General features: G+C 55.6%; 21 protein-coding genes. 14 read left to right on the forward strand and 7 right to left on the reverse strand.

From position 1 onward, the window contains the following. Positions 1-15: 15 nt before the first annotated feature. The 4 genes from hslV to rraA all read left to right on the forward strand — a co-directional run bounded on the left by hslV (position 16) and on the right by rraA (position 3,461). Positions 16-546 (forward strand): ATP-dependent protease subunit HslV, encoded by a 531-nt coding sequence (gene hslV / locus H7R76_RS23125; protein ID WP_103779960.1) that lies wholly within the window; start codon positions 16-18, stop codon positions 544-546. A gap of 9 nt (positions 547-555) precedes the next feature. Further along, positions 556-1,887 (forward strand): ATP-dependent protease ATPase subunit HslU, encoded by a 1,332-nt coding sequence (gene hslU / locus H7R76_RS23130; RefSeq protein WP_182966594.1) that lies wholly within the window; start codon positions 556-558, stop codon positions 1,885-1,887. Positions 1,888-1,956: 69 nt separating this feature from the next. Further along, complete coding sequence (menA, locus tag H7R76_RS23135) at positions 1,957-2,883, forward strand: 1,4-dihydroxy-2-naphthoate polyprenyltransferase (protein WP_182966596.1); 927 nt, start codon at positions 1,957-1,959, stop codon at positions 2,881-2,883. Between the two features lie 92 nt (positions 2,884-2,975). Next, positions 2,976-3,461, forward strand: a complete 486-nt coding sequence (gene rraA, locus H7R76_RS23140; protein ID WP_035892355.1) for a ribonuclease E activity regulator RraA — start codon at positions 2,976-2,978, stop codon at positions 3,459-3,461. 68 nt (positions 3,462-3,529) lie between these two features. On the opposite strand, the gene pfkA is transcribed toward rraA, so the two are convergent. The 3 genes from pfkA to cpxP form a co-directional block, all read right to left on the reverse strand. Next, the gene (gene pfkA, locus H7R76_RS23145; RefSeq protein WP_106929346.1) at positions 3,530-4,492 is read right to left on the reverse strand and encodes a 6-phosphofructokinase; all 963 of its coding nucleotides are present in this window, start codon (positions 4,490-4,492) and stop codon (positions 3,530-3,532) included. Positions 4,493-4,690: 198 nt separating this feature from the next. Then, positions 4,691-5,581 carry a CDF family cation-efflux transporter FieF gene (gene fieF, locus H7R76_RS23150; RefSeq protein ID WP_106929344.1) on the reverse strand — a complete coding sequence of 297 codons (891 nt, stop codon included), beginning with the start codon at positions 5,579-5,581 and terminating at the stop codon, positions 4,691-4,693. Between the two features lie 139 nt (positions 5,582-5,720). After that, complete coding sequence (gene cpxP, locus H7R76_RS23155; protein WP_182929726.1) at positions 5,721-6,221, reverse strand: cell-envelope stress modulator CpxP; 501 nt, start codon at positions 6,219-6,221, stop codon at positions 5,721-5,723. 149 nt (positions 6,222-6,370) lie between these two features. Between cpxP and cpxR the strand changes: the two genes are divergently transcribed. Continuing rightward, positions 6,371-7,069 (forward strand): envelope stress response regulator transcription factor CpxR, encoded by a 699-nt coding sequence (cpxR, locus tag H7R76_RS23160; protein ID WP_064540403.1) that lies wholly within the window; start codon positions 6,371-6,373, stop codon positions 7,067-7,069. After that, positions 7,066-8,439, forward strand: coding sequence for an envelope stress sensor histidine kinase CpxA (cpxA, locus tag H7R76_RS23165; protein WP_106929339.1), 1,374 nt, complete (start codon positions 7,066-7,068; stop codon positions 8,437-8,439). Before cpxR ends, cpxA begins: the two co-directional genes overlap by 4 nt. Before the next feature lie 100 nt (positions 8,440-8,539). Here the strand turns inward: cpxA and yiiM are convergent, their stop codons facing one another. Together yiiM and sodA are read right to left on the reverse strand one after the other, a co-directional pair. Continuing rightward, complete coding sequence (yiiM, locus tag H7R76_RS23170; protein WP_182966599.1) at positions 8,540-9,283, reverse strand: 6-hydroxyaminopurine reductase; 744 nt, start codon at positions 9,281-9,283, stop codon at positions 8,540-8,542. A 6-nt stretch (positions 9,284-9,289) separates the two neighbouring features. Beyond that, a complete protein-coding gene (gene sodA / locus H7R76_RS23175; protein ID WP_182966601.1) occupies positions 9,290-9,910 on the reverse strand; it encodes a superoxide dismutase [Mn] in 621 nt (206 codons plus the stop codon). 318 nt (positions 9,911-10,228) lie between these two features. Here sodA and H7R76_RS23180 point away from each other — a divergent pair, with 318 nt between their 5' ends. Genes H7R76_RS23180 through H7R76_RS23190 form a run of 3 tightly spaced genes read left to right on the forward strand, consistent with a single transcriptional unit; the run spans position 10,229 to position 13,032 of the window. Then, positions 10,229-11,209, forward strand: a complete 981-nt coding sequence (locus H7R76_RS23180; RefSeq protein WP_182966603.1) for a TRAP transporter substrate-binding protein — start codon at positions 10,229-10,231, stop codon at positions 11,207-11,209. A 16-nt stretch (positions 11,210-11,225) separates the two neighbouring features. Next, the gene (locus tag H7R76_RS23185) at positions 11,226-11,723 is read left to right on the forward strand and encodes a TRAP transporter small permease (protein WP_106929331.1); all 498 of its coding nucleotides are present in this window, start codon (positions 11,226-11,228) and stop codon (positions 11,721-11,723) included. Between the two features lies 1 nt (position 11,724). Beyond that, positions 11,725-13,032 carry a TRAP transporter large permease gene (locus tag H7R76_RS23190; RefSeq protein ID WP_106929329.1) on the forward strand — a complete coding sequence of 436 codons (1,308 nt, stop codon included), beginning with the start codon at positions 11,725-11,727 and terminating at the stop codon, positions 13,030-13,032. Positions 13,033-13,074: 42 nt separating this feature from the next. Here the strand turns inward: H7R76_RS23190 and rhaR are convergent, their stop codons facing one another. Together rhaR and rhaS are read right to left on the reverse strand one after the other, a co-directional pair. Next, a complete protein-coding gene (rhaR, locus tag H7R76_RS23195) occupies positions 13,075-13,923 on the reverse strand; it encodes an HTH-type transcriptional activator RhaR (RefSeq protein WP_106929328.1) in 849 nt (282 codons plus the stop codon). A 72-nt stretch (positions 13,924-13,995) separates the two neighbouring features. After that, positions 13,996-14,832: an HTH-type transcriptional activator RhaS gene (rhaS, locus tag H7R76_RS23200; protein WP_182966605.1), complete on the reverse strand. Its 837-nt coding sequence runs from the start codon at positions 14,830-14,832 to the stop codon at positions 13,996-13,998. Positions 14,833-15,136: 304 nt separating this feature from the next. Between rhaS and rhaB the strand changes: the two genes are divergently transcribed. The 5 genes from rhaB (at position 15,137) to rhaM (ending at position 20,465) form a co-directional block, all read left to right on the forward strand. Further along, positions 15,137-16,606 carry a rhamnulokinase gene (gene rhaB, locus H7R76_RS23205; RefSeq protein ID WP_106929323.1) on the forward strand — a complete coding sequence of 490 codons (1,470 nt, stop codon included), beginning with the start codon at positions 15,137-15,139 and terminating at the stop codon, positions 16,604-16,606. Continuing rightward, the gene (gene rhaA, locus H7R76_RS23210) at positions 16,603-17,862 is read left to right on the forward strand and encodes an L-rhamnose isomerase (RefSeq protein ID WP_182929729.1); all 1,260 of its coding nucleotides are present in this window, start codon (positions 16,603-16,605) and stop codon (positions 17,860-17,862) included. The genes rhaB and rhaA overlap by 4 nt, the downstream gene beginning before the upstream one ends. A 115-nt stretch (positions 17,863-17,977) precedes the next feature. Next, on the forward strand, positions 17,978-18,808 hold the full coding sequence (gene rhaD, locus H7R76_RS23215) for a rhamnulose-1-phosphate aldolase (RefSeq protein WP_182966607.1): 831 nt from the start codon (positions 17,978-17,980) through the stop codon (positions 18,806-18,808). A gap of 197 nt (positions 18,809-19,005) precedes the next feature. Beyond that, on the forward strand, positions 19,006-20,154 hold the full coding sequence (gene fucO / locus H7R76_RS23220) for a lactaldehyde reductase (RefSeq protein ID WP_182929731.1): 1,149 nt from the start codon (positions 19,006-19,008) through the stop codon (positions 20,152-20,154). Then, positions 20,151-20,465 (forward strand): L-rhamnose mutarotase, encoded by a 315-nt coding sequence (gene rhaM / locus H7R76_RS23225; protein ID WP_106929315.1) that lies wholly within the window; start codon positions 20,151-20,153, stop codon positions 20,463-20,465. Before fucO ends, rhaM begins: the two co-directional genes overlap by 4 nt. Positions 20,466-20,591 lie beyond the last annotated feature (126 nt).

Here is a 20,591-nt window from a genome sequence, read left to right on the forward strand (position 1 = left end):
AGAAGGGGTCTGCTCGTGACAACAATAGTAAGTGTTCGCCGTAACGGCCACGTCGTAATCGCCGGTGATGGCCAGGCCACTCTGGGCAATACCGTCATGAAAGGCAACGTGAAAAAAGTTCGCCGTCTGTACAACGACAAAGTGATCGCTGGCTTTGCAGGCGGCACTGCGGACGCCTTCACGCTGTTTGAACTGTTTGAACGTAAACTGGAAATGCACCAGGGCCATCTGGTCAAAGCCGCCGTTGAGCTGGCGAAAGACTGGCGTACCGACCGGATGCTGCGCAAGCTGGAAGCCCTGCTGGCGGTCGCGGACGAAACCGCCTCTCTCATCATCACCGGCAACGGTGACGTCGTGCAGCCAGAAAATGACCTGATTGCTATCGGCTCCGGCGGCCCGTACGCCCAGGCCGCGGCCCGTGCGCTGCTGGAAAATACCGAGCTTGGCGCCCGTGAAATTGCTGAAAAAGCGTTGGATATTGCAGGCGATATCTGCATTTACACCAACCATTTCCATACCATTGAAGAATTACCGTCTAAGGCGTAAGGATCTCCCATGTCTGAAATGACCCCACGCGAAATTGTCAGCGAACTGGACAAACACATCATCGGCCAGGACGCAGCAAAGCGTTCCGTGGCTATCGCCTTACGTAACCGCTGGCGCCGTATGCAGCTTGATGAAGAGCTGCGCCACGAAGTTACGCCGAAAAACATTCTGATGATCGGCCCGACCGGCGTTGGTAAAACCGAAATTGCCCGTCGCCTGGCGAAGCTCGCCAACGCGCCGTTCATCAAAGTTGAAGCGACCAAGTTCACCGAAGTGGGCTATGTCGGTAAAGAAGTGGACTCTATCATCCGCGATCTGACCGACTCAGCGATCAAGATGGTGCGCGTTCAGTCCATCGAGAAAAACCGCTACCGTGCCGAAGAAATGGCCGAAGAGCGCATTCTCGACGCGCTGATCCCACCGGCCAAAAACAACTGGGGCCAGGCTGAACAGCCGTCTGAACCTTCTGCCGCACGCCAGGCGTTCCGTAAAAAGCTGCGCGAAGGCCAGCTGGACGACAAAGAGATTGAAATCGATCTCGCCGCCGCGCCGATGGGCGTAGAAATCATGGCGCCTCCGGGCATGGAAGAGATGACCAGCCAGCTGCAGTCTATGTTCCAGAACCTGGGCGGCCAGAAGCAGAAACCGCGTAAGCTGAAAATCAAAGATGCGATGAAGCTCCTGATTGAAGAAGAAGCGGCGAAGCTGGTGAATCCAGAAGAGCTGAAGCAAGACTCAATTGATGCGGTTGAGCAGCACGGTATCGTGTTTATCGATGAGATCGATAAAATCTGTAAGCGCGGCGAATCATCCGGCCCGGACGTATCTCGCGAAGGCGTACAGCGCGATCTGCTGCCGCTGGTTGAAGGCTGCACCGTCTCCACCAAACACGGTATGGTCAAAACCGACCACATTCTGTTTATTGCTTCCGGTGCATTCCAGGTGGCGAAGCCGTCCGATCTGATTCCGGAGCTGCAGGGCCGTCTGCCGATTCGCGTTGAGCTGCAGGCGCTGACCACCAGCGACTTCGAACGTATTCTGACCGAACCAAACGCGTCGGTTACCGTACAGTACAAAGCGCTGATGGCAACCGAAGGCGTGAATATCGAGTTCACCGAATCCGGTATCAAACGCATTGCCGAAGCGGCGTGGCAGGTGAACGAAACCACCGAAAACATCGGTGCGCGTCGTCTGCATACCGTTCTGGAGCGTCTGATGGAAGATATCTCCTATGACGCCAGCGACCTCAACGGCCAGAGCATCACAATTGATGCGGAATACGTGAGCAAACATCTGGATGCATTAGTCGCAGATGAAGATCTGAGCCGTTTTATCCTATAATCGCGGTCACTGCATTTTCATCTTTAATTGATGGGGCTGAAAAGCCCCATTTTTATTGGCTGATTACTAATGACAAATACACCTGTGAGCCGCACCCAGGCCTGGCTGGAAAGCCTGCGCCCTAAAACCTTACCGCTGGCCTGCGCGGCGATTATCGTCGGTACCGCACTCGCCTGGTGGCAGGGCCACTTTGACGCCATCGTCGCCGTACTGGCGCTGATTACCGCCAGCCTGCTGCAAATTCTTTCTAACCTCGCCAACGACTACGGCGATGCGGTCAAAGGCAGCGACAAGCCGGACCGCATCGGGCCACTGCGCGGGATGCAAAAAGGGGTGATTACCCAGGCGCAGATGAAGCGCGCGTTGATCGTCACCGTCGGCCTGATCTGCGTTTCCGGCCTTGCCCTGCTGTTTAGTGCGTCGCAGACTCCCGGCGATTTCATTGGCTTCCTCGTGCTGGGTCTGCTGGCGATTATCGCCGCCATCACCTACACCGTCGGCACGCGTCCGTACGGCTACATTGGCCTCGGCGACGTTTCAGTGCTGATCTTCTTCGGCTGGCTGAGCGTGATTGGCAGCTGGTATTTACAAATGCATAGCCTGAGCAGCGCGATTATCCTGCCGGCCACCGCCTGCGGCCTGCTGGCGACAGCAGTGCTCAATATCAACAACCTGCGCGATATCGACAGCGACCGTGAAAACGGCAAAAACACCCTGGCGGTGCGCTTAGGGCCGGTTAACGCCCGCCGCTACCACGTTTGTCTGCTGATGGGGACGCTGGTTTGCCTGGCGCTGTTTAACCTGCTGTCGCTGCACAGTCCGTGGGGCTGGCTGTTTATTCTCAGCACCCCGCTGCTGGTGAAGCAGGCCCGCTACGTGCTGCGCGAACGCTCACCGCAGGCAATGCCACCGATGCTTGAGCGGACGGTCAAAGGCGCGCTGCTGACTAACCTGCTGTTCGTTATCGGTATTGTGCTCAGCAAGACGCTGGCTTAACTGACAAATATCAATTAACAATTGATGATTTTGCCAACAATGCATAGAGCGCGATATACTAAAATCACTCGCAGCAACTGAGCGTTAATCCTATGAAATACGATACTTCCGAGCTTTGCGACATCTACCAGGAAGATGTCAACGTAGTAGAACCCCTGTTCTCTAACTTTGGCGGACGGTTGTCGTTCGGTGGGCAAATCATCACCGTAAAATGTTTCGAGGATAACGGGTTGCTGTACGATCTGCTCGAACAGAACGGCCGTGGCCGCATTCTGCTGGTCGACGGCGGCGGTTCAGTCCGTCGCGCGCTGATCGACGCCGACCTTGCCCGTCTGGCCACGCAAAACGAGTGGGAAGGCATTGTGGTCTACGGCGCGGTGCGCCAGGTTGACGATCTGGAAGAGCTGGACATCGGCATCCAGGCCATTGCAGCCATTCCGGTTGGCGCGGCGGGTGAAGGCATCGGCGAAAGCGACGTACGCGTTAATTTCGGCGGGGTAACCTTCTTCTCCGGCGATCATCTGTATGCTGACAATACCGGTATTATTCTGTCGGAAGATGCGCTGGATATTGAATAACCCCTGCCAACAAAAAAGCCTTCTCAACGAGAAGGCTTTTTTTTTATCCGCTATTTTTACAGCGTCAATTAGTACAGCTGTTTAGCGCATTCCAGCCAGTCACCTTTGAACGGACGCTTCATGTTTTCAATCGCGTCGATGATGTCGTGGTGAACCAGTTTTTCGTTCTGAATACCGACGCAGCGGCCGCCGTAGCCCTGCTGCAGCAGTTCAATCGCGTACGCGCCCATACGGGACGCCAGGATGCGGTCGTAAGGCACCGGGGAACCGCCGCGCTGAATGTGGCCCAGTACGGTGGCGCGGGTTTCACGGCCGGTTTCCGCTTCGATAAAGTGGGCCAGCTCGTCAACGTCGCACATGTGCTCGGTAATAGCCACGATCGCGTGTTTTTTACCTTTCGCGATGCCCGCTTTGATTTCCGCGACCAGATCGTCACGCTTAAATTCGATTTCCGGCACGACGATAAACTCACAGCCGCCAGCAATCGCTGCCGCCAGGGTCAGATCGCCGCAGTAGCGGCCCATGACTTCAACCACGGAAATACGCTGGTGAGAAGAAGAGGTGTCGCGCAGGCGGTCAATCGCTTCTACCACGGTGCTCAGCGCGGTGAAGAAGCCGATGGTGTAGTCGGTGCCTTTGATGTCGTTATCGATGGTGCCCGGCAGACCGATGCACGGGAAGCCCATTTCGGTCAGACGCATGGCGCCCATGTAGGAGCCGTCGCCGCCGATCACAACCAGCGCATCAATACCGCGGTTTTTCAGGTTTTCAATAGCCACGTTACGGACGTTTTCGTCGCGGAATTCCGGGAAACGTGCGGAGCCCAGGAAGGTGCCACCGCGGTTGATCATGTCGGACACGCTGTAACGGTCAAGCGGAACCATACGATCTTCATACAGGCCCAGGTAACCGTCGTAGACGCCCATCACTTCCAGGCCTTCCGTCAACGCTGCGCGCACAACGCCGCGAATGGCGGCGTTCATGCCTGGCGCATCACCGCCACTTGTCAACACACCGATTTTCTTAATCATGACTACCTCTGAACTTAGGAATGCTAATAATTAATTCTTCTGCCCGAAGCGCTCCCGATGTAGGGGGGAGAGAACGACGCTATCTAGAGATAGTATATCAAGCGCTTCTTGCTGAATTGATTCAGGTCAGGCTAACCGGCGGTTATTTATACAAATAATGCCGATTTAGCTCACACTTTGTACAACCACTACGAAAGTTCAAATGCTGCTGCCCTGTGGCACGACAGAGCATGGGTCCTGGTGAATAATCACGTCGGAACCGGGAAAACGCTGCAAAATCGCCTGCTCCACCTGGTCAGCAACATAATGCGCCTGAACCAGCGGCAGGTTATCTTCCATTTCCAGATGGATTTGAATAAAGCGGGTCGGCCCTGACTGCCGCGTACGGAGATCGTGAGCACCGCTCACGCCAGGCCAGGCGGTCACGATGTCGATAATTTCCTGACGTTCCTCATCGGGCAACGCGCGATCCAGCAGCGACTGAACCGCTTCATACCCCATGCGCAACGCGCTATATAGAATATAGATGCCAATTCCTAATGCAAACAGCGCATCGGCACGATGCCAGCCGTACCAGGAAAGACCAAGCGCAATCAGAATGGCGCCGTTCATCATAACATCAGACTGATAGTGGAGCATATCTGCCCGCACGGCCTGACTTTGCGTTCTTCGCACCACCCAGCGCTGAAACGTGACCAGAATCAGGGTGCTAATGAGCGCAATCACCGTCACAATCACGCCAATACCAGGCTGGCTCATGGGTGTCGGCCGCGCCAGATGCTCAATACCGGTCAGGAACAGGAACAACGCAGAACCGGAAATAAACATACTTTGCGCCAGCGCTGCCAGCGATTCCGCTTTGCCGTGACCAAATGTGTGCTCTTCATCGGCCGGCTGCAGCGAATAGCGCACCACCAGCAGGTTAGTCAGCGAAGCGGCGATATCCACCAGCGAGTCCACCAGCGCAGCCAGAATACTCACAGAGCCGGTCAGCCACCATGCAAAAATTTTAATCACCAGTAACAGTGAGGCCATCACCGTTGCCGCAATTGCCGCGCGGCTGACCAATCGGCCATAAGATTGATTCATAAACACTCCTGACTTCAGATCTGCGTAGTATAGCGGAATGTTTAAGCGCCGTGATGTGACAAATTCAGGACAAAAAAAACCCCCTCATCATGAGGGGGAAGACAGGGATGGTGTCTATGGCAAGGAAAAACAGGGTTTGTTACTGGTTGCTACGGGTATTGCTACTAAACAGACTCACATTCGAATCTTGTTGCATCCGTGCAACGTCACGCAGCTGCTCCATTCGCTGCTGGTGATTCTCATTTAAAGCCGCTTGCTGCTCTGGCGTAAGCAGGCGGTACATCTGATTGCGAACCTTTGCCATTTCAACCTGGCGGTTTACCTGCTCCTCGGCCATTTTCTCGGCCTGGGCGCGCACAGCGGCTTCATCAAATTTTTCTGCGGTGACAAGGCGATGCATTGTCTCCATTTCGCTAACATTAACAGGTGGACGATCGTGTCGTGCCCGTTGCATCAGATCGCGCATCTGTTGACGTTGATGTTCGGTTAAACTAATACCGTCGAACATATGGCCCTGGCCGTTTCTCAGCGGGTTATTTTCCGCCGGGTGCCAGTTAACGCTGGTGACGACTTCATCGGCCTGGCTTAGTGCACTGAATGCCAGCGTTGAGGCCATGACGGCAGCGATAACATTGCGCATCACATGCTCCCAAAAACTTTTGTGTCGCGATTCAACGAGAGACAGTTTACGATTCAGGCTGAAAACATGCGTCAGGGGGTGTAAAACAACGTAAAGTCATGGATTAGCTGGCTCTGATGACGTAATTTCTGCCTCGGAGGGATGAAAATATGAATAAAATTTTATTAGTTGATGATGACCGAGAGCTGACTTCCTTACTTAAGGAACTGCTTGATATGGAAGGTTTTAACGTACTGGTTGCCCATGATGGCGAGCAGGCGCTTGCGCTTCTTGATGACAGCATCGACCTACTTTTACTCGACGTGATGATGCCGAAAAAGAACGGTATCGACACGCTGAAAGAATTGCGACAAACACACCAGACTCCCGTCATTATGTTGACCGCCCGCGGAAGCGAGCTGGATCGCGTTCTGGGCCTCGAACTGGGCGCAGATGACTATTTACCTAAGCCGTTTAACGATCGTGAACTGGTCGCTCGTATCCGCGCTATTTTGCGCCGTTCACACTGGAGCGAACAGCAGCAAAGTAGCGACGCCAGTTCGCCGACCGTTGAAGTCGATGCGCTGAGCCTCAACCCGGGTCGCCAGGAAGCCAGTTTTGATGGCCAAACACTGGAGCTGACCGGCACTGAGTTCACCCTGCTTTATCTGCTGGCGCAGCACCTCGGCCAGGTTGTCTCGCGCGAACATTTAAGCCAGGAAGTGCTGGGGAAACGCTTAACGCCGTTCGATCGCGCGATCGACATGCATATTTCCAACCTGCGCCGGAAGTTGCCGGAGCGTAAAGACGGTCATCCGTGGTTTAAAACCCTGCGTGGTCGCGGTTATCTGATGGTCTCCGCTTCATGATAGGAAGTTTAACCGCCCGCATCTTCGCCATCTTCTGGTTAACCCTGGCGCTGGTGTTGATGTTGGTTTTGATGTTACCCAAGCTCGATTCGCGCCAGATGACGGAGCTGCTCGACAGCGAGCAGCGCCAGGGCATCATGATTGAGCAGCACGTTGAAGAAGAGCTGGCCAACGATCCCCCCAACGATTTGATGTGGTGGCGTCGGCTGTTCCGCGCAATTGATAAATGGGCACCGCCGGGCCAGCGTTTGCTGCTGGTGACCAGCGAAGGCCGCGTGATTGGCGCAGAACGTAACGAAATGCAGATTATCCGTAACTTCATCGGGCAGTCGGACAACGCCGACCATCCGCAGAAGAAAAAATACGGTCGCGTTGAGTTAGTCGGGCCATTTTCGATTCGTGACGGTGAGGATAACTATCAGTTATACCTGATCCGTCCGGCCAGCAGCTCGCAGTCTGATTTTATCAACCTGCTGTTCGACCGGCCGCTGCTGCTGCTTATCGTCACCATGCTGGTCAGCGCGCCGCTGCTGCTGTGGCTGGCGTGGAGCCTGGCAAAACCGGCGCGTAAGCTAAAAAATGCTGCGGATGAAGTCGCCCAGGGCAACCTGCGACAGCATCCTGAGCTGGAGTCGGGGCCGCAAGAGTTTCTGGCGGCGGGCGCCAGCTTTAACCAGATGGTAATGGCGCTGGAGCGGATGATGACGTCCCAGCAGCGTTTGCTTTCCGATATCTCCCACGAGTTGCGTACGCCGTTAACGCGCCTGCAGCTGGGCACCGCGCTGCTGCGTCGCCGTAGCGGCGAAAGCAAGGAGCTGGAGCGTATCGAAACGGAAGCACAGCGTCTGGATAGCATGATTAACGACATGTTAGTTATGTCGCGCAATCAGCAGAAAAGCGCGCTGGTCAGCGAAACGCTGAAGGCAAATCAGCTGTGGGGCGAGGTGCTGGACAACGCCGCATTTGAAGCCGAGCAAATGGGCAAATCATTTAGCGTCGATTACCCGCCGGGCCCGTGGCCGCTGTACGGCAACCCAAATGCGCTGGAGAGCGCGCTGGAGAACATCGTTCGTAACGCGCTGCGCTACTCGCACACCAAAATTGCCGTCAGCTTCTCGGTCGATAAAGACGGCGTCACCGTTCACGTGGACGATGACGGCCCGGGCGTTAGCCCGGAAGACCGTGAGCAGATTTTCCGCCCGTTCTACCGTACCGATGAAGCACGTGACCGCGAATCCGGCGGCACGGGACTGGGGCTGGCGATTGTGGAAAGCGCTATGCAGCAGCACCGAGGCTGGGTTAAGGCTGATGACAGCCCGCTCGGCGGATTACGCCTGACGCTGTGGCTCCCGCTCTACAAGCGAACGTAAAAGACAATCGGCCTGCTTATGCAGGCCGATTTTTTTGTAAGCTGAAAGAGGCGAAGCCGTCATCGGACAATGTGCACCTGACGGCCCGATGGCGCTAGGCTTATTCGGCCTTCCCCCACAATCTTCTGCGGTTATCTTCAATTTTGCCGCTCAGCCGACGTTTTTGCATCGTTCTGCTCCAGCTTGCCGACAGCCCGGCGGCGCTCAGCAGGCGGTGATACTGGTCGTCATCAAACGGCATATGCCAGGCAATAGCGGCGGCTTCATACACCGAAATATCGCTTAACCGCGATACCAGCTCCAGCGGCGCATCGCTGGAGACTTTGCCTGGTGCGATGACCCGATACAGCCACCCCACCTGACCGCTGTTCTGCATCAGGGAAGCCATGTCGCTAATCGCAAAGTGGAAATTAAGTTTGAAGCACGGCGAGCGCGGCTGAGTGACCTGAATTAACGTCTCGCCCCAGCGGTAAATATCACCGATAAACACGTTGTGCTCGGTCATTCCTTCCGTCGACAGGTTTTCACCAAATGCAGGGGGGCAAAACAGAGCGGCCTGTTCAGGAAATTCACGAATCAGCGTTTCGTAATGTTCGCGGGGGTACTGGCACAGCGCGCGATCGGGCCCACCGTGGATTTTTTTCTCGGCCTGTTCATCGCCGAGCAGTCCCAGCTCGGTCAGCTCCAGCTCACCGTCAATCTGTACTTTGGCAATCGCGCTGGGACGGCTGCCGTCATAATCACGGATTTTGCCAATAAACACGTCAACCGGATAATGCATCTGCTGCTCCTTAGGCGGATACAAAAAAAGCGAGTCATCAGACTCGCTTCTCAGGACGTGCAATGCAAATTATTTTTTAGCGGCGAAACGCGCTGCTGCTTCGTCCCAGTTCACCACGTTCCAGAACTCTTTGATGTAGTCCGGGCGGCGGTTCTGGAATTTCAGGTAGTAAGCGTGTTCCCACACGTCCAGACCCACGATAGGGAAGCCGGAAGCGCCAGAAACGGCTTCACCCATCAGCGGGGAATCCTGGTTAGCGGTAGAAACCACGGCCAGTTTGTCGCCTTTCAGCACCAGCCACGCCCAGCCGGAGCCGAAACGGGTCGCTGCTGCTTTTTCAAATTCAGCTTTGAAGTTGTCAACGGAACCGAAATCGCGCTCGATAGCCGCTTTCAGATCACCCTGCAGGGTGGTGCCTTTTTTCAGGCCTTTCCAGAAGAAGCTGTGGTTCGCGTGGCCGCCAGCGTTGTTACGCAGAACGGTTTTCTTGTCGGCCGGCAGCTGCTCCAGTTTGGTGATCAGCTCTTCTGCAGACAGAGAAGCGAACTCCGGCAGGCTTTCCAGCGCTGCATTAGCGTTGTTCACGTAGGCCTGGTGGTGCTTGCTGTGATGGATTTCCATCGTCTGTTTGTCGAAGTGCGGTTCCAGGGCATCGTACGCATAAGGCAGTGATGGCAGGGTATAGCTCATAATCATCTCCATTATTGTCGGGCGGCAAACCTGTAAACGCCGCGTAATCAGTTGGTTCATTATAGTTAATTAAATGATATTGAAAATGATTATCAATGCCGTAGTTTTTATATGGATATAACGAATTGTTATGTTCCTGATATTCTGTGTGCTTTCGGTTAATCATCTTGATGAATTCTGAAAATTTCACACTTTGACCTCGCCCAATATAACTACGTCGTTATTGCCACCTGAAGCCAGACGCTGGCAATAACCACAAGGTCTTTCACGTTTTTAACAGGTAATTTCGCCCCGGAACTATCAAACGTTGAGGGCAATATGAAATTACTACGGACAGTCAAAATACTTCTGTTGTGCTGCCTTTCGCTGTCTGGATTTTCGCATGCCGGGACGGTACTCCGCCTCGCTTATGCCGAGAACAGCCAGCCGGTGAAAGATGCGCTGCGATTCCTGGGTGACCAGATCGAGGAGAAAACGCACGGCGATATCAAGGTGATGTATTTCCCGGACGGCCAGTTGGGAGGTGAGCGCGAGCTGGTTGAGCTGACCCAGGTCGGCGTCGTGGACATCACCAAAGTCTCATCCGGACTGATGGAAAGCTTCTCGCCAATGTACGGCGTGTTCTCCCTTCCCTATCTCTTCGCCGACCGCGATGAATACTACAAAGTGATGGATAACCCGGACGTTATGACGCCGGTTTATCAATCAACCCAGGCACAGGGCTTTATCGGTATAGGCTGGTACGACTCGGGGGCCCGTAACTTCTACATGAGTAAAGCGCCGGTACGCAGCATTGACGATCTGAAAGGCAAAAAAATCCGCGTCATGCAGAGCGACACCGCCATCCGTACGCTGAAACTGCTGGGCGCATCGCCTATTGCCATGGGCCAGGCCGAAGTCTATACCTCGCTGCAACAAGGCATTCTGGACGGCGCTGAAAACAACGAATTTGCCCTGACCATCGCACGTCACGGTGAAGTTGCCCGTTTTTACACCTACGACATGCATACCCGCATTCCCGACATTCTGCTGATGAGTTCGCTCACGCTGGAAAAACTCACCGCCGAACAGCAGCGCATCGTCAATGAAGCGATAAAAGCCTCCATTGAATTTGAGAAAGCCGCCTGGGACGCTGAAATCGAAAAAACCAAACAGCAGGCCGTGAAGGACTTCAACGTTGAGTTTTTTGAAATTGATATCAAACCCTTCCAACAGGCCGTGCAGCCCATCTACGCCGATCTGAAAAGCCGACCGGTGCTGGATAATCTCTATCAGAAAATCCAGGCCGCGAAACGCTGATACCTAAGGACTCAAAATGGAAATAATCAGAAAAGGACTCGATCGGCTACTGGAAGCCGTCTGCTGCCTGGTGCTGGCAATGATGGTTGCCGTTTCATGCTGGCAGGTCATTAGCCGCTATATCGTTGGCCAACCAAGCACCATTACCGAGGAACTGCTGCGCTTCTCTTTAGTGTGGATCTCGATGCTGGGCATGGCCTACGTTGCCGGTAAACAGCAGCATATCAGCCTGACCATTCTGGTCGATAAGGTCTCCGCGCAGGTGCGTCACGGATGGATGATCGTTCTGCAGCTGACCTTTATGGCGTTTTCTACGTGGATTTTAATCATCGGCGGCCTGAAAATTTCCGCCATCTCCATGCTGCAAATCTCACCTGCACTGGGCATTCCCATGGGCCAGGTTTACTACGCGCTGCCGATTGCCGGCGTGCTGATCATTATCTATAGCGTGCTGAACATCATTGATTCCCTGCGCGCTATGGCGCAACCGTCCCCGCAGCACGTGGAGAAATAACATGATAGATCCGATTACCGCTTCGCTAACGCTGATCGGCGTTTTTGTGGTCCTGCTGGCGATGGGTGCGCCGATTGGGATTTGTATCGTCATCGCCTCATGCAGCACGATGATGCTGGTGCTGCCTTTCGATATTTCGATGTTCGCGACCGCGCAGAAAATGTTCTCCAGCCTGGACAGCTTTGCGCTGTTAGCGGTGCCTTTCTTCGTGCTTTCCGGGGTCATCATGAACAGCGGCGGCATTGCCGCACGATTGGTTAACTTCGCCAAACTGTTTACCGGCCGCCTGCCGGGCTCGCTGTCTTACACCAACATCGTCGGCAACATGATGTTCGGCGCCATTTCCGGTTCCGCCATCGCCGCCTCCACGTCTATCGGCGGCGTACTCGTGCCGATGAGCGCCAAAGAGGGCTATAACCGTAGTTTTGCCGCAGCGGTCAATATCGCTTCAGCGCCAACCGGTATGCTGATACCGCCAACCACCGCCTTCATTCTGTATGCCTTAGCCAGCGGCGGTACCTCCATTGCGGCGCTGTTTGCCGGCGGCATGGTCGCTGGCGTGCTGTGGGGAATTGGCTGTATGGTGGTGACCTGGGTTGTGGCTAAACGTCATAACTACCGCGTCTTTTTCACCCTGCAAAAAGGCATGGCGCTTAAGGTCACGCTGGAGGCCATACCTAGCCTGCTGCTGATTGTCATCATCGTCGGCGGTATCGTGAAGGGGATTTTTACAGCCATTGAGGCCTCCGCGATAGCGGTGGTTTATACCCTGTTTCTGACTCTGATTTGCTATAAGACATTGAAGCTCAGAGATATGCCGTCGGTGTTCATTCAAACCGTCGTCATGACCGGGGTGATTATGTTCCTGCTGGCGACCTCATCAGCGATGTCTTTCTCGATGTCGATCACCAATATTCCGACCGCGCTAAGCGAGATGATTCTCGGCATTTCAGAAAGCAAGGCAATGATTTTACTGGTCATTACCGTCTTCTTGCTGATCATCGGTGCGTTTATGGATATCGGCCCCGCCATTCTGATTTTCACCCCGATTCTGCTACCGATCATGACCAAACTGGGCGTTGATCCGGTGCACTTTGGCATCATCATGATCTACAACCTGGCCATTGGCACCATCACGCCGCCGGTGGGTAGCGGCCTGTACGTCGGGGCTAGCGTAGGTAAAGTGAAGGTGGAAGAGGTGCTGAAGCCGCTGATGCCGTTCTATATCGCGATAATCAGCGTACTGCTGCTGATAACCTATCTGCCGGAGCTGACGCTGTTCCTGCCGCGTCTGTTGGGCGTGATGTAAGACAACCCTCCCGGCCGTGCAGTACGCGGCCGGGAGATAGCGTTACGCGGCTACCCGGCTACGCTGCCGCCACTGGCCCGGCGTCATACCAATCTCACGGTTGAACACCACCGAGAAATAGTTACTGTCCTCAAACCCACACTGCATCGCCACTTCGCCAATCAGCAGTTCGGTATGCTGCAACAGATACTGCGCGTGGCAAATGCGCAGCTGACGCAGGTAATGATTGACGGTCATCCCGGTCTGGTTGCGGAACTGCTGGCGCAGCGCGCGCTCGCTGCACGCCTGCTGCTCGCAGAAGGCATCCAGCGCGAATGGGCGATTAAGGCTGCCCGCCAGCGCGGTCAGCAGCTTGTCGAGCAGCGCTTCACTTTGCGTGGCCGCCAGATTGTCGGTGGCGTAGCGATAACGCTTCAGGCAAACCACCAGCTGCGCAAATAGCAGCTCAGACATCTGATTCGCCAGCGCATCATCTTTACGGCTTTCGTGTTCCAGTTGGGTCATGATCTGCCGCGCCTGCGTCATGCCGGTACTGCCAATGCGCCAGTGCGGCGCCCAGTGCGTACCGTGCAGGCCGGGGATGTGGGCAACCCAATCCAGGTTCAGCTTCAGGCGCTCTGGGCAATAAATAATGTTTTGTAAAACCAGATCGTTAACTGAGGCGTAGGAGTGTTTATCCTCGGCGCGGATATAGAAAAGATCGCCGCGGGTGATCCGATAAGGGCGATCGTTGAGGATATGCAGACCATTGCCGCGCCAGACCAAAACCAGCTCGCAAAATTCGTGCGTATGCTCGGCAAACACGTTCTGCGGATAGCGATCCGCCACCGCCACGGCCTGCGTCGGGCTGGCAAAAAAATCGGCTTTTCGGAGAATGAGCTGGCCTGACACGCTAATACCTCAACGACTAACAACCGCTTATTATTCGTCGTTTTGCGGCAAAAAACGGTGACTGCCTTCGCGTTACTGAAGCATTGTATCCCGCCCTTGGCGGATATCGCGCGGCGACCAGTTGAACTCCCGGCGAAACAGCGTGGAGAAATGGTTGCTGTCGCCAAAACCGCAGTGATAGGCAATATCGGTCACGCTTTCATCGCTATGGCGCAGCATATGCCGGGCTTTAATCAGACGCAGACGGTTCAGGTAACGCTGTGGCGTCAGGCCAGTGCAGTGTTTCAGCTGCCGGTGCAGCGTACGCAGCGACAGTGAGAATTGCTCCGCCAACCCTTCCCAGCACACATCGTCCGCATAGTGCTCCTCCAGCCACGCCATCAGCTGATTCAGACGGGCATCGTTATCCACGCCCCCCTGCACCTGGCTGCCTTTACGCAGCAATACCAGCAGTTGCATAAACAGAATTTCACGATTCGCCAGCGACATCATATCGGTGCTGTCGCTGACCGCTTCCATCTGGCCGACAATCGCCCGCACCTGCTGTAGCGTGCTCTGGTTGACCCGCCAGTGCGACGGATAGTGGCCGTCTTGTTCCTGCGGCAGCAGTTTGTGAAGACCTGACAAGAACTGGAAAGCATCCGGCGCGCGGTACAGCACGTTGGTCAGACACAGATTGTCGGTATGCTCATACAGATGACGATCGAAGTCGCGGACGAAGCAAACGGTGCCTCCACAAATAGTATGCGGCTGACCATTAAACACATGAATACCCGAGCCGTGCTCTACGATAACAATCTCATTAAAATCATGATGATGCTCAGGAAATGCAGCCTGAGGAAGCCGGGGTTCGATCGCAACGGGTAACTGACCGGAAGAGAAGAAATCCACGCTGTGTAGTACGGTCATAACGACTCCCGCCAAATGAGAAATGTTATCAGGATAGTAATATCCGCTGAGACATCTGACCTTGACGTTTTGACAGCAAAGCGCGCAAACCCGGTCGTTTTTTCAAGAAACAGCCGGAAAGATCGGGAAATGCGGTCACCATCACACCCCTCGCTAACGCGCAGTATCGCAGGAAACTGTGAACTCTCTCACGTTCATCTTTGCTTTCTTGCCAGCGCCCAATTTCGCCTGTCAGTAACGAGAAGGTAGTGACAATGGGCTTTTTTTAGACTGAGCGGCAATGACTCTCAAAAGGACTCTTGCCATGACTTTTCGCCATTGTGTGGCCGTCGATTTAGGCGCCTCAAGCGGACGCGTAATGCTGGCGCGCTACGACGCCCGGCAGCGTTCGCTTTCACTGCGCGAAATCCACCGCTTCACCAACAGCCTGCACCAGCAGGACGGGTTTGATACCTGGGATATCGACGGTCTGGAAGCCGACATTCGTACCGGTCTTAATAAGGTATGCGAGGAAGGCATCCGCATCGACAGCATCGGCATCGATACCTGGGGCGTTGACTACGTCCTGATCGATAACCTTGGCCAGCGGGTTGGCCTGCCGGTCGCCTACCGCGACAAGCGTACCGACGGCATCATGGCCATGGCGATGGAACAGCTGGGCAAAGGCGATATTTACCGCCGCAGCGGTATCCAGTTTCTGCCGTTCAATACCCTCTATCAGCTGCGGGCGCTGGTTGAACAGCAGCCTGAGCTGGTATCACAGGCCGCGCACGCGCTGCTGATACCGGATTATTTCAGCTATCGCCTGACCGGCAACATGAACTGGGAATACACCAACGCCACCACCACTCAGTTGGTCAACATCAACAGCGATAGCTGGGATGAAGACCTGCTCAACTGGACCGGTGCACCCGCATCCTGGTTTGGTACCCCCACGCATCCAGGTAACGTCATTGGCCACTGGATCTGCCCACAAGGCAATGCCATTCCTGTCGTTGCGGTTGCCAGCCACGATACCGCCAGCGCGGTTATCGCTTCGCCGTTGGTCAGTGATGACGCCGCCTATCTCTCCTCCGGCACCTGGTCGCTGATGGGGTTCGAGAGCAAAACGCCCTACACCAGCGAGCGGGCGCAGCGCGCCAATATCACCAACGAAGGCGGTGCCGAAGGGCGCTACCGCGTGCTGAAAAACATCATGGGCCTATGGCTGCTGCAGCGGGTGCTGAAAGAGCAAAACGTCAGCGATCTGACGGCGCTGATTGCCGACACCGCAAAACTGCCCGCCTGCCGCTGGCTGATTAACCCGAATGACGATCGCTTTATCAACCCTCAGAACATGAGCGCGGCGATCCAGGCCGCCTGCCGTGAGGCGGGACAGCCGGTTCCCGTTACCGCCGCCGAGCTGGCCCGCTGCATCTTCGACAGCCTGGCACTGCTGTATGCCGACGTGCTCAATGAACTGGCGCAGCTGCGCGGTAGACCGTTCCGCCAGCTGCACATCGTAGGCGGCGGCTGCCAGAACCAGCTGCTGAACCAGCTGTGCGCCGACGCCTGCGGTATCACCGTTGTGGCTGGCCCGATTGAGGCCTCGACGCTTGGCAATATCGGCATCCAATTAATGACGCTGGACGAACTCGCCAACGTTGACGATTTCCGCAAGGTGGTGAGCCACAACTACGGCCTCACTACGTTCACCCCACATCCTGACCATGAAATTGCCCGCTACGTTGCGCAGTTTCAGCAACAACGACAGACAAAGGAGCTTTGCGCATGACCACTCAACTTGACCAGGCCTGGGAACTCGCGAAACAGCGCTACGCCGCCGTCGGTATCGACGTCGAAGAGGCCTTGCGCCAGCTGGATCGCCTACCGGTATCCATGCACTGCTGGCAGGGCGACGATGTCGCTGGTTTTGAAAACCCAGAAGGCAATTTAACGGGTGGGATTCAGGCAACCGGCAATTATCCGGGGAAAGCGCGTAACGCCAGCGAACTGCGTGCCGATCTGGAGCAGGCGTTGAGCCTGATACCAGGACCAAAGCGCCTGAACCTGCACGCTATTTATCTGGAGTCTGATACCCCAGTTGCGCGTGACGAGATTAAGCCAGAACACTTCAAAAACTGGGTTGAGTGGGCAAAAAAACATCATCTTGGCCTCGATTTTAACCCATCCTGCTTCTCGCATCCGCTGAGCGCTGACGGCTTCACGCTGTCGCATGCCGATCCGAAAATCCGCCAGTTCTGGATCGACCATTGCAAAGCCAGCCGTCGCATTTCCGCCTATTTCGGTGAGCAGTTGGGCACGCCGTCGGTCATGAACATCTGGATCCCTGACGGGATGAAAGATGTGACCGTTGACCGCCTGGCACCGCGCCAACGTCTGGCCGCCGCGCTGGATGAAGTCATCAGCGAGAAGCTCGATCCGGCACACCATATTGACGCCGTTGAAAGCAAGCTGTTCGGCATTGGCGCAGAAAGCTACACCGTCGGCTCCAACGAGTTCTATATGGGCTATGCCACCAGCCGTCAGACCGCGCTATGCCTTGACGCCGGCCACTTCCACCCAACGGAAGTGATCTCCGACAAAATTTCCGCCGCCATGCTGTACGTGCCGCGTTTGCTGCTGCACGTGAGCCGTCCGGTACGTTGGGACAGCGACCACGTGGTGCTGCTGGATGACGAAACGCAGGCTATCGCCAGCGAAATCATCCGTCATGACCTCTTCGACCGCGTACATATCGGCCTCGATTTCTTCGACGCCTCCATCAACCGCATCGCCGCGTGGGTTATTGGTACCCGCAACATGAAGAAAGCCCTGCTGCGCGCGCTGCTGGAGCCAACCGCCGAGCTGCGCCAGCTGGAAGCATCCGGCGACTACACCGCCCGTCTGGCGCTGCTGGAAGAGCAGAAGTGCCTGCCGTGGCAGGCGGTGTGGGAAATGTACTGCCAGCGTAACGATACGCCAGCGGGCAGCCAGTGGCTGGAGAGCGTGCGCAGCTACGAGAAAGAGATTTTGAATCAGCGTAAATAATCGAATGCGATTGCCGGGTGGCGGCGTTGCCTTATCCGGCTTACGAAACAACGGCCATTATAGGCCCGATAAGCGCAGCGCCATCGGGCAGCAAAGTACACAGGATAACAAGACTATGCAGACCATTACCGATTCCTGGTTCGTCCAGGGCATGATTAAAGCCACCTCAGACGCGTGGTTAAAAGGTTGGGATGAACGCAACGGCGGCAACCTGACGCTGCGTCTGGACGAAGCAGATATCGCGCCGTTCGCCGCTGACTTCCACGCAAAACCGCGCTATATCGCCCTGAGCCAACCGATGCCGATGCTGGCCAACACGCCGTTTATCGTCACGGGCTCCGGCAAATTCTTCCGTAACGTACAGCTCGATCCGTCCGCCAACCTGGGCGTGGTGAAAGTCGATAGCGACGGTGCTGGCTACCATATTCTGTGGGGGCTGACTCACGAAGCCGTCCCCACATCCGAGCTGCCGGCACATTTCCTGTCGCATTGTGAACGTATCAAACTAACCAACGGCAAAGACCGCGTCATCATGCACTGTCACGCGACCAACCTGATCGCACTGACCTACGTGCTGGAAAATGACAGCGCGCTGATCACCCGCAAGCTGTGGGAAGGCAGCACCGAGTGTCTGGTGGTCTTCCCGGACGGCGTTGGCATCCTGCCGTGGATGGTACCGGGTACCGATGAAATCGGCCAGGCAACCGCCGTTGAAATGCGTCAGCATTCTCTGGTGCTGTGGCCGTTCCACGGGGTTTTCGGCAGCGGCCCTACGCTCGACGAAACGTTTGGTCTGATTGATACCGCCGAAAAATCCGCCGAAGTGCTGGTTAAGGGGTACTCAATGGGCGGCATGAAGCAAACCATCACGCAGCAAGAACTGATAGCCCTCGGCCAGCGCTTTGGCGTCACCCCGATGGCCAGCGCGTTGAATCTGTATAAATAAGCACATCGCCTGACCTCCCGCTACAGGGGTCAGGCGCCAGAGCTCATCCCATTAGAAATGGCTTTCATGCTGAGCTAATGGGATAGGTTTTCATCCCCAGTGGCATGACTCTTACTTATTTTCTCCGCCAGAAAGACAACGCCAATCATGCTGAAGGGACGCTGAATTTAACAAAATAGGTATCAAGGAGAAACACCATGAGTTTTATGTTAGCACTGCCAAAAATCAGCCTGCACGGTGCGGGCGCGATTGCCGATATGGTTAATCTGGTCGCGGGTAAACAGTGGGGCAAGGCGCTGATCGTCACGGACGGCCAGTTGGTTAAGCTGGGCCTGCTGGACAGCCTGTTTGCCGCGCTGGACGGCCATAAAATGTCTTATCACCTGTTTGACGAGGTTTTTCCAAACCCCACGGAAGAACTGGTGCAGAAAGGTTATGCAGCCTATCAGGCCGAAGGCTGTGATTACATCATCGCCTTTGGCGGCGGCAGCCCGATCGACACCGCGAAAGCGATTAAAATTCTTACCGCCAACCCGGGCCCGTCTACCGCTTACTCCGGCGTGGGCAAAGTGCTGAACGCGGGCGTACATCTGGTAGCCATCAACACCACCGCCGGTACCGCCGCCGAGATGACCAGCAACGCGGTGATCATCGACACCGTGCGCCAGGTGAAAGAAGTCATTATCGATTCCAATATCATTCCGGACATCGCCGTGGATGACGCCAGCGTGATGCTTGATATCCCCGCCTCTGTTACCGCAGCAACCGGCATGGATGCGCTGACCCACGCGGTTGAAGCGTACGTTTCCGTTGGCGCGCACCCGCTGACCGACGCCAATGCGCTGGAGGCTATCCGCCTGATTACGCTGTGGCTGCCGAAAGCCGTTGATGACGGGCATAACCTGGAAGCGCGCGAGCAAATGGCCTTTGGTCAGTACCTGGCGGGCATGGCGTTCAACAGCGCCGGTCTGGGCCTGGTGCATGCGCTGGCACACCAGCCTGGCGCGACCCACAACCTGCCGCACGGCGTGTGTAACGCCATCCTGCTGCCGATCATCGAAAACTTTAACCGCCCGAACGCGGTAGCGCGTTTTGCTCGCGTCGCGCAGGCGATGGGCGTCGATACCCGCAACATGAGCGACGAAGCGGCCAGTATGGAAGCCATTAATGCTATCCGTCAGCTCAGCGCCCGCGTAGGTATTCCGCAGGGCTTCAGTGCGCTAGGCGTGACCAAAGACGACATCGAGGGATGGCTGGATAAAGCGCTGGCCGACCCCTGCGCACCATGCAACCCGCGTACCGCCAGCCGCGAAGAGGTTCGTGAGCTGTATCTGGAGGCATTATGATTCGCAAAGCCTTTGTGATGCAGGTAAACGCCAACGCACACGAAGAGTACCAGCGTCGCCATAACCCAATCTGGCCGGAACTGGAAGCCGCGTTGAAATCACACGGCGCACACCATTACGCCATTTATCTCGATGAAGCGCGCAGCCTGCTGTTCGCAACTGTGGAAATCGAGTCTGAAGAGCGCTGGAATGCGGTAGCGAATACCGACGTGTGCCAGCGTTGGTGGAAATACATGACCGATGTCATGCCGTCGAACCCGGATAATAGCCCGGTCAGCGCAGAGCTGAAGGACGTGTTTTACCTGGCGTAAGTTAGCGCTATTTGTAGGCCGGATAAGGCGCTAGCCGCCCTCCGGCAATGTGCGCTAAAGAGCCTGATGGCGCCAGGCTTATCAGGCCTACCGAAGAAAAAGGCCTCTGCTTGCAGAGGCCTTTGT

Origin of the sequence: Klebsiella sp. WP8-S18-ESBL-06 (assembly GCF_014169755.1) — a bacterium.
GTDB lineage: Bacteria > Pseudomonadota > Gammaproteobacteria > Enterobacterales > Enterobacteriaceae > Kluyvera > Kluyvera ascorbata_B.